At 30.6% G+C, this 13,754-nt stretch carries 13 protein-coding genes and 1 pseudogene; 8 read left to right on the plus strand and 6 right to left on the minus strand.

What is annotated here, in order from left to right; genetic code table 11:
- The first annotated feature begins 36 nt into the window (after positions 1–36).
- Positions 37–2,061, plus strand: coding sequence for an ATP-dependent helicase (locus BS101_RS08730; protein ID WP_073538476.1), 2,025 nt, complete (start codon positions 37–39; stop codon positions 2,059–2,061).
- Between the two features lie 416 nt (positions 2,062–2,477).
- Complete coding sequence (locus tag BS101_RS08735; protein WP_073538477.1) at positions 2,478–3,131, plus strand: PilZ domain-containing protein; 654 nt, start codon at positions 2,478–2,480, stop codon at positions 3,129–3,131.
- A gap of 171 nt (positions 3,132–3,302) precedes the next feature.
- On the opposite strand, the gene BS101_RS08740 is transcribed toward BS101_RS08735, so the two are convergent.
- The 6 genes and pseudogenes from BS101_RS08740 to BS101_RS08765 form a co-directional block, all read right to left on the minus strand.
- Entirely contained in the window at positions 3,303–3,893 is a 591-nt protein-coding gene (locus BS101_RS08740; RefSeq protein WP_073538478.1) for a thiamine phosphate synthase, read from the minus strand.
- Between the two features lie 13 nt (positions 3,894–3,906).
- Positions 3,907–5,037 (minus strand): 2-iminoacetate synthase ThiH, encoded by a 1,131-nt coding sequence (gene thiH / locus BS101_RS08745; RefSeq protein ID WP_242951476.1) that lies wholly within the window; start codon positions 5,035–5,037, stop codon positions 3,907–3,909.
- Positions 5,038–5,105: 68 nt separating this feature from the next.
- On the minus strand, positions 5,106–5,882 hold the full coding sequence (locus tag BS101_RS08750; RefSeq protein ID WP_073538480.1) for a thiazole synthase: 777 nt from the start codon (positions 5,880–5,882) through the stop codon (positions 5,106–5,108).
- A 29-nt stretch (positions 5,883–5,911) separates the two neighbouring features.
- On the minus strand, positions 5,912–6,715 hold the full coding sequence (gene thiF, locus BS101_RS08755; protein ID WP_073538481.1) for a sulfur carrier protein ThiS adenylyltransferase ThiF: 804 nt from the start codon (positions 6,713–6,715) through the stop codon (positions 5,912–5,914).
- A gap of 4 nt (positions 6,716–6,719) precedes the next feature.
- Positions 6,720–6,914 carry a sulfur carrier protein ThiS gene (thiS, locus tag BS101_RS08760; protein ID WP_073538482.1) on the minus strand — a complete coding sequence of 65 codons (195 nt, stop codon included), beginning with the start codon at positions 6,912–6,914 and terminating at the stop codon, positions 6,720–6,722.
- Between the two features lie 232 nt (positions 6,915–7,146).
- Positions 7,147–7,603, minus strand: a pseudogene (locus BS101_RS08765) (hypothetical protein); the annotation flags it as partial.
- Positions 7,604–8,014: 411 nt separating this feature from the next.
- Between BS101_RS08765 and BS101_RS08770 the strand changes: the two are divergent.
- Genes BS101_RS08770 through hypF form a run of 6 tightly spaced genes read left to right on the plus strand, consistent with a single transcriptional unit; the run spans position 8,015 to position 13,754 of the window.
- Entirely contained in the window at positions 8,015–8,890 is an 876-nt protein-coding gene (locus BS101_RS08770) for a hydrogenase small subunit (RefSeq protein ID WP_073538483.1), read from the plus strand.
- A gap of 14 nt (positions 8,891–8,904) precedes the next feature.
- Positions 8,905–10,320: a nickel-dependent hydrogenase large subunit gene (locus BS101_RS08775; protein WP_073538484.1), complete on the plus strand. Its 1,416-nt coding sequence runs from the start codon at positions 8,905–8,907 to the stop codon at positions 10,318–10,320.
- Complete coding sequence (locus tag BS101_RS08780; RefSeq protein WP_073538485.1) at positions 10,317–10,769, plus strand: hydrogenase maturation protease; 453 nt, start codon at positions 10,317–10,319, stop codon at positions 10,767–10,769. Before BS101_RS08775 ends, BS101_RS08780 begins: the two co-directional genes overlap by 4 nt.
- Positions 10,770–10,781: 12 nt before the next feature.
- Positions 10,782–11,201 (plus strand): cytochrome b5 domain-containing protein, encoded by a 420-nt coding sequence (locus BS101_RS08785; protein ID WP_073538486.1) that lies wholly within the window; start codon positions 10,782–10,784, stop codon positions 11,199–11,201.
- 17 nt (positions 11,202–11,218) lie between these two features.
- A complete protein-coding gene (locus BS101_RS08790; RefSeq protein WP_073538487.1) occupies positions 11,219–11,476 on the plus strand; it encodes a hypothetical protein in 258 nt (85 codons plus the stop codon).
- Positions 11,460–13,754, plus strand: a complete 2,295-nt coding sequence (gene hypF, locus BS101_RS08795; protein ID WP_242951433.1) for a carbamoyltransferase HypF — start codon at positions 11,460–11,462, stop codon at positions 13,752–13,754. Before BS101_RS08790 ends, hypF begins: the two co-directional genes overlap by 17 nt.

Consider the following 13,754-nt stretch of genomic DNA (forward strand, 5'->3'; position numbering starts at 1 on the left):
TTAACACACTACTAGGCAGGTTTAGGAGATTTTAATATGATAAATAATTTAGATGTAAATCAAATAAAGGCAGTTAATACAAATTTTAAAAATGTAGTAATTTGTGCTCCTCCGGGTTCTGGCAAAACTACAGTTATTATAAATAGGATAAATTATTTAATAACCCAAAAAAATATAAAACCTAAAAATATAGTGGTAATAACCTTTACCAGGGCTTCTGCCCTTGATATGAAATACAGGTATCTTTCAATTATGAATAAGAATCCACTACCTTTTTTTGGTACTTTTCATTCTCTATTTTATAATATGTTGAAAAGATATAAAGGGGAGATAAACATGGTGGAATCTTTCAAAGTCTATAATTTGATTAGCTCTGTACTTATGCGTTATGTAGGATTTGTAGAAGAAGAAAAAATAAGGGGAGTTTTAAATGATATATCACTTTTTAGAAGTAGTAGTAAAAGCATGGAATATTTCAACAGTAAAATTGATAAAACTGTGTTCATACATTGTGTTATAGAATACGAAAAATATAAGTCTAAAAATAATTTAATGGATTTTGACGATTTGCAGCTGGAGGTAAAAAATATTTTAGAAACAGATAAAAATATACTTAAATATTATAATAATTTATTTACATACATACTGGTAGATGAATTTCAAGATTGTGACAGACTTCAAATAGATATTTTAAAATTAATTGGTAAAAACAGTTCTGTATTTGCAGTGGGAGATGAAGACCAATCCATATATGGCTTTAGAGGCTCTGATCCCATATGTATGGTGGATTTCAACAGGCATTTTGAAGAAGGTCAAAAATTGTTTTTAAAGAAAAATTACAGAAGCGTATGTAATATAGTTAAAATGTCTCAAAATTTAATATGTAACAATAAAAATAGAAATCTAAAATGTGTTGAAAGCAGTAGAATGAAAAGAGGAAATATTAATTTTAAAATTTTTGAAAGTGAAAAAGAACAGGCCTGCTATTTAGCCGATATTATAAAAGAAATTATAGAGGCAGGAAAATGCAGATGCAGGGATATAGCCCTTTTGTACCGTACTAATATAGAGTGTGTCAATATAATAGACAAATTATTAAAAGATGGTATAAAATTTAAATTTTTACATGGTAAGTATAATTTTTATAGTCATTTTATTTGCCAGGATTTAATATGCTATTTTAAGCTGGCCCTGGATATGTGTGATAAAGAAAGTTTTATAAGTATAGTAAATAAGCCTTTTAGATACATAGGAAAAATAAATATAGAAAAAGTCAGAAATAATAGAGTGAAGGAAAATTGTTTCGAGATTTTAAAAAATATAGAAGGAGTACCTGTTTTCCAGATTAAAGCTATAGATAAGCTTCAAAGAAACATAAAAAAATTGATAAAGATAAAACCTAAAGAAAGGGTAGAATTTATATTAGATAAATTGGAATATAAAGATTATCTACATAAACATTGTGAAAAATTAGCCTCTAATATGGAAGAGTACTATTATGTTATAGAGCAATTCAAACAAATATGTGAAGACTTTACTAGTATTTATGAATTTTTAAAACATGTTGAAACTGCAGAAGAATTTTTGCATAAAAATTTACAGGAGGAAGATGCAGTTATATTAAGTACTCTCCACGGTGTGAAAGGCATGGAGTTTAAAAATGTATTTGTAATAAACTGTAATGAGGGGGCAATTCCACACTCAAATGGTATTTTGAATAATTTGGAAGAGGAAAGGCGACTTTTTTATGTAGGCATTACTAGGGCCATAGATAATTTATATTTATGCTCTACAAGTACCATAAAAGGCAGGGCAGTGGAAGTATCTAGATTCATAAGGGAATGTAACCTGGCTGATTTGGAAGGGGTTAATTCACTGTTCAATCTTAAAGTAGGGGATTTAGTAGTTCATAAAGTTTTCGGCCAGGGAAAAATAACTGAGAGGGAAGATAAAAGGGTAAGCATATTATTTTCAGATAATATTGAAAGAAGCTTTTGTAGTTCGGTACTTTATAGGGGGCAGTTAAGCCAAAAAGAGTCAAGTGATTCAGATGTTATATGATACTATTTTGATTTTATCAATAATAACTATGTTATAAAAAATAATGTGTCGCATCTATGAAATTGAAAGTATAAACCATGCTCTTTGCTAAGAAAATAAAGTGAGTATGTTTCTATTTTCATTGGCAGCTGTAAAGCAAATCATGAATAGTTGAAAATTAAATAATGTAATGTTAAAAAATAAGAATATTTTACTGTAAAAATTATGTTCAAAATAATAAAATTATAGTATAATTACCACTAATTAATTTAAAATAGTAATTCATTGTGAATCATTAATAACAAAATACTCTTTTTCTTTTGGAATAATATTTTTTAGGACTTTTAGATATTATTAAATATTTAATTTCTTCGATGTAAATGGAGGATAGTGTAAAAAAATAAGGTTATCTACTAATATTGAGGTGAAGGAGTAATATGGAAAATTTTAAGATTACAGATCTAAAGACAAACAAACAAATTCAATTTATGAATAATAAAGTCTTTTTTATAGGTAAAATTATAAAAATAGAGGAAAAATTTCTGGTAGTATCTATTTCTAATTTGCAAGACAACTTTATAATTTTTAATGTAAATGCAGTTGCAAACTTTTTTATCATTTTTAATAATAATGCTTATTGGTGTAACTCTATAGTTATAGGGTGTAAAGCAGGTGATTATTCTCAATTGGTAATTTTAGAACGACCAAAAATTATTAATAAGATAGAGAGAAGAAACTGGCCAAGGGTACCGGCAATATTAGATATTGAATATTGTGTCTTACCCAATAATATAAATAAGCTAAGCAAGGTCACTCAAATGTGTCAAAGAATGAAAAAAAAGACATTTACCATTGATATTAGTGTAGGTGAAATAGCCATTATAACCTATGAAAAAATTGAAAGTGGAAAATTAATTTTTCTTTCTTTTAAGATTAAAGAAAATATTGTTTCTATATGCTCTGTTATTAGAACAGAAGCCAATGAAAGGAATGCAAACTTTAAGACTGCACTAGAGTTTCTGGATATTGACGTTAATCATCGAAATATTATTAATGAGTATATTGGTGAAAAAATGAAATCTAATACATAAAGAACGCAGTCTTCTTTAAATATAACAACTAAAAAATGATTTAATTTTCTTTTTAAATCTGTTTCCCATATAATCTTACATATTTGTTATCTCTTTCTTTAATATTGTATTAATTGTTTAAAAATTTGAAGGAGGGGAGAAATATTCAGGCAAGTCCCTCCTTATAATTATTTAGTCAAATGCCTTAAATGAACTACATATATTTTTAGGATCACTGCATTCCATAAGATAAGACATTATACAAACTCCCGATGCTTTTGCTCTATATACATCTATCATGCGTTCTAATTTAATTCCACCAATAGCAAGTACAGGAATAGATACAGCACAGCATACACTTTCTAAGAAATCTAATCCACGTGCAGGTACCCCTTTTTTACAATCAGTAGGGAAAATATGTCCAGCAGCGATGTAATCCGCGCCATATGTCTGTGCCTGAATAGCTTCTTCTACGGTATGAACAGAGGTACCTTTTATTTTAAAATCAGTAAGTTGTTTGTGATTTTTTAAATAAGTTTTTAAAGGCATATGAATTTTTGAAATCCCGAGTTTTTTTGCTACTTCAATGTGGGTATGGATAATTAAAGATATTTTATACTGTAAACAGATTCTCTGACACAAATAGGCAAGCTGTTCATATTCATATTCTGATAGATCCTTTTCTCGTAAAATAATTCCTTCAGGTTTTGCCCTTGCAATTTGGTTAATTCTATTTAAAAAATTATCCTTGCACAATAATCGATTAGTTACACAAATCACCATTTTATCACACCTATTATACACGAATATAATCAGTATATACTGGCTGGAGACCGTGTTTTAAAAGCATTTTGTATACATCATCCACACTTCTTGAATCAGAAATTTCAAATTGCTCGTCACTTTTTGAATCTTCTTCATGACCTCCTACACTAACTTTTACACCTGCAGAAATTTTTGTTGCACACATCCCCACTACATTATCGCGAAAACCAGCACGTTCTCTAGTAGAAATTGTAATACCAGCAAAAGGCATAAAAAGTCTATAGGACAACATGACCTGTAATAGCTGTGGTTCATAGACATCATGTGGATTTTCATTGCTATTATTGATAAACGGTCGCAGCCTTGGAGGAGAAAAAGAAATCTCTGCATGTGGATATTTCTTTTGTATAAGGTAGGCGTGGATTCCAGTAGCAAAGGCATCTTTTCTAAAATCATCCAATCCCAACAATGCCCCAAATGCTGCACCTCTCATACCACCCTTTATGGCACGTTCTTGAGAATTAAAACGGTAAGGATAAATACGTTTATTACCACTGAGATGAATTCTTTCATATGTATCTGTATTATAGGTTTCCTGATATACACATACATAATCTGCACCACAATCATGTATATACGCATATTCCTCAGTATTTAAAGGATATACCTCAATTCCCACTAGGTTAAAATAATTTGCGGCCAACTTTACTGCTTCACCAATATAGCTTACATCTGACATTCGTCGTGATTCACCTGTAAGCAGTAATATATCCTGAAGTCCTGTTTCAGAAATATTCTTTAATTCTTTCTCTATTTCTTTCATAGTCAATCTTGCACGGCGTATTTTATTATGACAATTAAATCCACAGTAAACACAATAATTCTCACAATAATTTGCAATGTAAAGTGGAGTAAATATAGACACAGAATTTCCAAAGTGTTTTTGTGTTTCATGTTTAGCTTTCTGTGCCATTTGTTCTAAAAATGGAAATGCTGCCGGTGATAACAATGCGCCAAAATCTTCAATTGTTAAATTATCCTTTATAAGAATCTCATTTATTTCTTCTTTGGTATAACGATTATAATCATAATTATCTACCATATATAACACAGTATCCATAATGCTTGAATCAATGATCTCCATATATGGTTTATACTTCATATGATCTGTTTTGATTTTTTTCACTATTTTTCTCCCATCCGACATTTAATTTTAACATGCCTATAAAATCAATATTTCAAAAACCCGGTAAGTGGACTGGAAGCTTCTGCTCCGCAGTCAAGTACACGTCCTAATCCTGCAAGATATGCCCGTCTACCTGCTTCAATAGCAGATTTAAATGCTTTTGCCATGAGACCTACATTTTTTGCTGTAGCAATAGCAGTATTGGCCATTATTGCATCAACTCCCATCTCCATTGCCTGACAAGCTTGAGATGGTTTTCCAATACCTGCATCTACAATAATTGGAATATCAATTTCATCTACCAATATCTTAATAAAATCATGAGTGAGAAGTCCTTTATTACTGCCAATAGGTGCACCCAGTGGCATAATAGCAGCAGCACCTACATCTACTAGTGAACGTGCTACATTTAAATCGGGATACATATATGGCATTACAATAAATCCTTCTTTTGCTAAAATTTCTGTTGCTTTAATGGTTTCATAATTATCAGGAAGTAAATATTTTGAGTCGTGAATTACTTCAATCTTTACAAAATCTCCACATCCCAGTTCGCGAGCTAACCTTGCAATCCTTACAGCTTCCTCTGCATTTCTGGCTCCGGAGGTATTTGGTAATAGAGTAATATCTTTTGGCATGTAATCAAGTATATTTCCCTCTCCTCCCACATTAGCACGACGCAGTGCCAATGTTGCCATTTCTACACCAGCATTATCTATAACTATTTTTGTCATTTCAAGTGAAAATTTACCTGATCCCAAAATAAAACGGGAATTAAATGCGTGTCCACCAATTATCATATTATCATTATTTTGTTTCATATTATTTTCTCCTTGTGAATGTCATTTTATCATATCTCTTCAATTCCAATAAGAAGACGTAAAATCATATTAGCCTGATGTCCTGCACAAATTTGTACTCGTGGAGCCATAAGACCATTTCCCTGACATGCAGAGCTTTCTAGATCTCCACAAATGTATAAATTTTTCATCTTTCTTTGAGTTTTAATCAAATTTGAGCTGCCATAACCTGCCATACCAGAAGCACAAACAATTTTGGAATTTGAAAGTTCTATAAGCAAATTATTAACTAGCATTGCTTTTGATTTTGGATTATCAAATGCTTCACAGACTATATCATAACTGTTAAATAACTCCAATACATTAGACTCATCTATACGAATAGTTTTCGTTTCTACTATAATAAAAGGATTAATTTCCTTAATCTGTTCAGCCAGTGCATCTGTTTTTAACATACCGAGGTGACGGACATAGTAGCTCTGGCGATTTAAATTACTTGGGTCTACTACATCAAAATCTACCAGCAATAAATGGCCTACACCTATACGTGCTAACATCACAGCTATATTAGATCCAAGTCCTCCCAGACCAGCTACAGCAACTTTTCCTTTTTTAACTTTTTCAAAAACATGTGGAGTATGTCGTGCTGCCATCATGCTTTCAAGTTCATTCATAGGTGGCATTACGCCTTTAGCGATAACATTAATTATATCCTGTGGATGTAAAATACAATCTTCTTGAATTTGAAATCCATTTATAATTAAAACATCATCTTCTTTTCCCAAAGAAGATCTTACTTCAAAAGCAGTTTTCCAGTCACCTATTTGCTTTTTTCCATTTATAATTACCTCCATAAGTTTATCCTCCTCCAACAAAATGCACAATTTCCACTGTATCCAGATCTACCAATTGTATATCTGCATAGGTTGCTCTTGGAACAATTTTGCCATTAACCTCTACAGCAACTTTTCTTAGATTATACCCATTTTTTTTTAGGAAGTACAATAAGGTTATTTCTTCTTTCAGTGGAATGAAAATTCCATTTACCTTCATTTTTCCACCTCTCTTTCCAATTTTTAATTAGTAACAAAAAAAGAATGCAAACAAGTTACACCCGTGGTGGTGTACCCCATTTACATTCTTTATCATGTAATTTACCATAAAATATATAAGATGTCAATAAAAATTTATAGAGGTCTCGGGGTAACCGTATTCTATAGTAATTTCCAATTTGCACTTATTTAAATAAGTAAGATTATGATACTATATATTAACATTGGCGGTTGCAGTAATTTCCTTTTTTCTTTTTCATTAAAAGTTTTAGGGCTTCATCTGTATATCCTGGAGCAATTATTCCATCTGATACAGATCTACTCAAAATTGTTGCAGTAGATACATCCACAATAGCACTTATAGCTGCCCAATCACCATAGGAAGACATTCTATCTGCACCTCTGGCTTTTGCATAAGTAGAAGCCACAGAAGATAATTCAATATCTTCAACAAAATATGCCTTTTTTAATACATCATTTAAAGGGAGGCTCACTACAGCACCAGCTGGACTTACATGTTTAAAAGATGCTGCTGAGGTTAATCCTAGTGTTTGTTTCAATTCTTTCACCAATTGCCATGAATTAAAGGCATCCATAAAATTAATATAACCTGGTTTACCATTCAAAATTTTAATATGGTAATACTTTATCTTTTACATAAATTCTTGAGGGATTTTGATACACATAAATTCTAAGTTATAAATCATACAACTTAATTATTCAACAAGCTATATAAAATAAACTAAAGTCTACTTGCAATTTTCTTATTTAATGATTTAACTATAAAAATTGAATAATTCACTGCAACACCGCACTATTCAAGTTGAATTTTGAATTTTGCGGTGTTTTTACATCTTTTTTATCCTATGTATCTTTTCTATTTCTTTAATTATCGTATGATGTGAGAATTTGTTTGTGGATAAGCTCTTAATTTATTCACGAATGATAATATATCCTCAAACTAGGTGAATTTTATAAATTTTAATTTATCACATCCTAGGTATAATATTCATCATACGTACTTTATTATTCATAATCAAAATAAACTTGAATATATTTTAGTATTAAATATATATCATTAACTTGGGAGAGGCTTTATTTATGGAGAATAAAAATAGCTGTCCAATGAATTTGGAAAAAGAACTTAGTGCAAGAAGATTGGCTACGGAAGCAATATACCTAGTTAAAAGTAGACAGGCAAAAAAGTTAAACTCTATATGGCTGGAGGTTACCGGATGTTCAGGGAATATTATTTCTTTTTTAAATAGTGTAAATCCAGGACTCAATTATATTTTAAATGAATTAGTTAACTTAACATACAATAACACACTGATGACATCAGAGGGAGAATTTGCTTTTGAAGCTTTGCTAGACACTTTGAATACTGAATTTATATTGTTAATAGACGGAGCAGTGTCTACTAAAGAAAATGGCATGTATAATATAATAGCCCATTACAAGGGAAAGCCTGTCACAGCCTTAGAAGCAGTAAAGATGGCAGGTGAAAAAGCTAAATATGTTTTAGCAGTAGGAACTTGTGCATCTTATGGTGGCATTTCTGCTGCAAAGCCTAATCCATCTTTGAGTAAAAGTGTATCTAATATATTGAGTCGTGAAGTTATAAAATTACCTGGTTGCCCTTGTCACCCAGATTGGGTTGTTGGCACTATTGCACATTTAGCCGCTTTTGGCAAACCCCAATTAGATAGTGAAGGAAGGCCAATTTTATTTTATGGAGTGACTATCCATGACAGATGTACAAGGAGAGGTTATTTTGATAAAGGTATTTTTGCAAAAAAATTTGGGGAAGAAGGTTGTATGTTTAAATTGGGATGTAGAGGACCTGTGACTAAAACAGATTGTCCAAGAAGAAAATGGAATGCATATGTAAACTGGCCTATTGAAGATAATACTACATGTATTGGATGTGCTAATTCAAGATTTCCAGATGGAATGGAGCCTTTTGTAAGATATTAGGATAGGAGGATTCTATGAAAAAAACTATTACAATTGATCCTATAACAAGAATTAGTGGATTTTTAGAAACTAAAATAGAAGTTGAACAAGATGTAATTATTAATGCAGAAACTAGTGGACTCCTATTTAGAGGTTTTGAAAAAATGCTTAAAAGTAGGCAGCCCTTAGATGCCATATATTTTACTGAAAGAATTTGCGGCATATGCTCTACAGCACATGCCATGGCTTCTACACTGGCATTAGAGGATGCATTGAAGGTTAATGTAAGTGTAAATGATATGTATATACGAGATTTAATGCATGGTTTTGAATTCATACAAAATCATTTGAGACAATTTTATAATTTGACTATGGCAAGTTATGTAAAAATGCCTAATATTAGTCCACTATATTCAGATCAATATGATGATTACAGACTTTCAGAAGCTGAGAATAAAAAATTAAGTGATCACTATATTGAGAGCATAAAATACAGTAGATTAGCCCATGAAGGTTTAGCTGTGTTGGGTGGCAAAGCACCTCATTCCCATGGTATTTTTGTTGGTGGAGTTACGGTAAATATGGATTCATATAAGTTGGTAAAAATTCAATCTATAATAGCTAAATTAAGGGAATTTATTAGTAATATTATGATGGAAGATATAAAAATAATTTCTGAATATTATCCGGACTATTTTGAAATGGGGCAAACTTATAATAATTTTATGAGTTATGGTATTTTTAATCATTACGCTGAACCTGAAATAAGTTATGTAAAACCGGGTGTGTTAATTGATGGAAAGAAACAAAACTTTGATAGTAGTAAAATTACAGAAAATATACTGCACAGTTGGTATGTCAGTGATAAACAGAATGAGAATCCATCAGAAGTTAATATTGATGAAATTGATTTAGCTAAGAAAGAAGGATACAGTTTTATAAAATCACCTAATTATGATGGCTATTCTATGGAAGTTGGACCTTTGGCCAGATTAATAATTGCAGGTGAATATAATGGCGGTAGCTCCTGTATGGATAGAAATGTTGCAAGGGTACTGGAGACTAAAAAGATAATAGAAATTATGAGTGGTTTGTCAAGACGCATCAAACTACTTCCTAGTAATCAAGAGGTATATAATATTCCAGATGAAAGTTTTGGTGCAGGGCTAACTGATACTACAAGAGGAGCATTGGGACACTGGGTCAAAATAGAAAATAAACTTATAAAGTACTATAATATTATAACTCCAACAGTTTGGAATATGAATCCTAAAGATGAAAATGGAAGGTTTGGAATTGGAGAAAAAGCATTGGTTGGAACTAAAATAAGAAATATAAAAGAACCTATAGAAGTGGGAAGAATTTTAAGATCTTTTGATCCTTGTGTTTCTTGTGCAACTCATTTAGTAAGTAATAAATGTGAGCTTGCTTATGTAAAGGTACTAGTATGAAGGTAAAAGTTATTGCAATAGGAAACACCTTAATGGAAGATGACGGTGTTGGTATTGTGGTTTTAGAAAAACTAAGAGAAAGTTTTGTGAAAAATAATATAGAAGTCATAATTGGAGAAACAGATTTTGAGTACTGTATTTCTTTAATAGAAGAATGTGATTTTATATTTTTTATAGATGCAGCTTACTATGGTAAAAATCCAGGAGAGTTAACAATAAATTCACTGGCTGAATACCAGTATAGCAAAAAATATTACACGCAGCATAGTTACAATGTAATAGATTTAATAAAATCATATTGTAAAACTGTTAATGGATATATTATAGGTATTGAAGTAGGTAAGGTTAGTTTTAAACTTGGTCTTAGCAGAGAGATTGAGAATAATATTAATATAATTTCAGAGAATGTTTTCAAAGAAATCTTATCTAGGTTACCCTGCAAAATTTAGGAGGATAGATAATTGGATTCTTATACTATTCAAAGTTTATATAACATTGACAAAAGAATTAATTACTATACACTGCGCATGATGGCGGTAGGATGTCCATATATTAAAAATTATTATGGAGGTCTAATAAAAAGTGAAGCAAAAAAATTGAATAAATTAGTAAATGCACTCCTTAAAAATAGTGAATTTAGGCAAAATAAAAAACAATTTACTCTTGAGGAATTATCAAAATATAATGGCGCCAATGGGAATCCTGCATATGTAGGTGTTAATGGGGTAGTATATGATTTGAGTTTAGTTCCCTCCTGGGGCGGAGGAACCCATTTTGGGTTATATTCAGGAAAAGACTTGACAGGTCAATTTACTGCATGCCATAAGGAGAATATAAAGATATTAGAAAATTTGCCCAAAGTCGGTGTCATAAAAAAATAATTTGGGAGATGATTTTTATGCATGATATCATATTACTAAGTAAAATATCACAGAGCTTAGATCGTTGTTGTAAAGAAGGAAAAATTTCAAAAATAAATAAAATGTCTATTATTGTAAATAAAGATAGCCATATTAATGATAATAATCTACTTCAATATCTTAAAAACTATAATGAAAATTTAATAGATACTTGCACAGAAATAAGCATTGAAATTGGAGACTTACCAGATCAAACTGCCATCATTAAGAACATAGAAGGTGACTCAACTGAATGACGAGCAGAAAGATAAGTATAAAAAAAGATATTTGATAAATGTATATGGTGTAGTGCAGGGAATTGGTTTTAGACCATTTGTATATAATACGGCTAAGGAATATGAAATTTGTGGATGGGTAAATAATTCTGGTGGTTGCGTTACTATTGATATAACTGGAACTTTAGATAATGTTAAAAAGTTTATACTTAAAATAACTAAAAATGCTCCACCTCCAGCTATCATAAATTCAGTGAAATGTAGAACTCTAGAATATTTATATTATGATGATTTTAATATTAGAGAAAGTTCTAATGAAAATGATACAGTAAAATTTATACTGCCGGATATGAGCACTTGTGAAGATTGTGCTCGGGATATAATGAATGATGCAGGAAGGCGATATAGATATGCTTTTACAAGTTGTACTAAGTGTGGTCCAAGATATTCTGTAATAAAAGTATTGCCTTATGATAGAAAAAATACTACTATGGATTATTTTAAAATGTGCGGTAATTGTGAAGATGAATATACTAATCCACTAGATGGAAGATTTCACTCAGAGACTAATTGCTGTAGAGAATGTGGGCCTTCATTAGTGCTTATAAATAATAAGAACCAGACTGAAAAATGTGGAGATGTAATTGATAAAACTATTGAACTAATAAAATTAGGAAAAATAGTTGCAATAAAAGGAATTGGTGGCTTTCATTTAGTATGCAATGGTAGAAATAAAAAGGCCATAAGTGAACTTAGAAATAGAAAAAAGAGGCCTAATAAGCCATTGGCAGTTATGATGAAAGAAATTCATACTGTAAAAGAATTCTGTGAACTAAATAAAAAAGAAGAACAGATTTTAACTAGCAGAAAAAAGCCAATTGTACTATTGAAAAAAAAATCTAATATAAATCTTCCAGATAATATAGCACCAGGCCAAAGAAAGCTTGGTGTTATGCTTCCTTATACCCCTATACATTACTTAATATTAGAAAAGGAGTTAGACATACTTATAATGACCAGTGCTAATATAAGTGGATCTCCAGTTGAATATAAAAATAATAGTGCATTTAAAAATCTTAAAGATGTGGCGGATTATTTCTTAATGCATGATAGAGAAATTTACATTCCAATTGATGATTCTGTTGTTAAAGTATTTAATGATGAGGAATGTGTTATAAGAAGTGGAAGAGGATATGCCCCATCAATGGAAAATATTAAGGTTGGAGATAATATTATTGCTTTAGGACCTGAAGAAAAAAACAGTATATCACTCTCTAAAAATGGTTACGTGTATACCAGTCAGTATATGGGTAATTTACAGAACTTTAATTGTTATAAAAATTATGAATATGTGTTGAATCATTTGTGTAAATTGCTAGATATAAGTCCTAAAGTATTGGTAGAAGATATGCATCCATTTTATATTTCAAGCAAGTATGGAAATAATAAAGACCGAAAAATAATAAAAGTACAGCATCATCATGCCCATATGGCAAGCTGTATGGCAGAACATAACGTTGAGGGAAAAGTTATTGGAGTCATATACGATGGAACGGGTTTCGGAGTGGACGGAAATATATGGGGCGGAGAGTTTTTTATTGCAGCAGGATATAATTTTAACAGGGTAGGGCATTTTGAATATGTAAGTATACAGGGAGGAGATACATCCATAAAACAGCCCTGGAGATGCGCTGTGAGTTACTTATATTTTTTTGGATATTCTATAAATGAATTTATAAGTGACATAGATAAAGATAAGTTCGATATAATTATTCAAGCTTTAAAAACATCATTAAATTGTTATAAGTCTTCCAGTGTTGGACGGTTTTTTGATTGTATTTCAGCTTTGATAGGCCTTGTGAGATCTATTACATATGATGGTGAAGCTGCCATAGCTCTAGAAAATATAATGGATGAGAATGTACATGAATGTTATAACTATAAAATAAAAGATGAGGGTAATGTTTTTTTAGTAGAAATTAAAGATATTATTCATGGGGTGCTGGTTGACATTAATAATAGCGTTAAAAAAAGTACAATATCTGCTAAATTTCATAATACAATTTCAAAACTTACCTGTGATTTAGTCTTTAAATTATCAAAACTATATAAAATATATAAAGTGGTTTTAAGTGGAGGAGTGTTTGAAAATGAACATTTACTTAAATCCATCTACAATGAACTTAAAAAAGCAGGATTAGAAGTTTTTTTTAATTCTAAAACACCTATAAATGACGGTGGAATTTCATTTGGACAAATTGTAATTGCAGATGAGATTATAAAGAAAGAGGGTATGTAA

It is taken from the genome of Clostridium kluyveri (assembly GCF_001902295.1).
Classification (GTDB): domain Bacteria; phylum Bacillota; class Clostridia; order Clostridiales; family Clostridiaceae; genus Clostridium_B; species Clostridium_B kluyveri_B.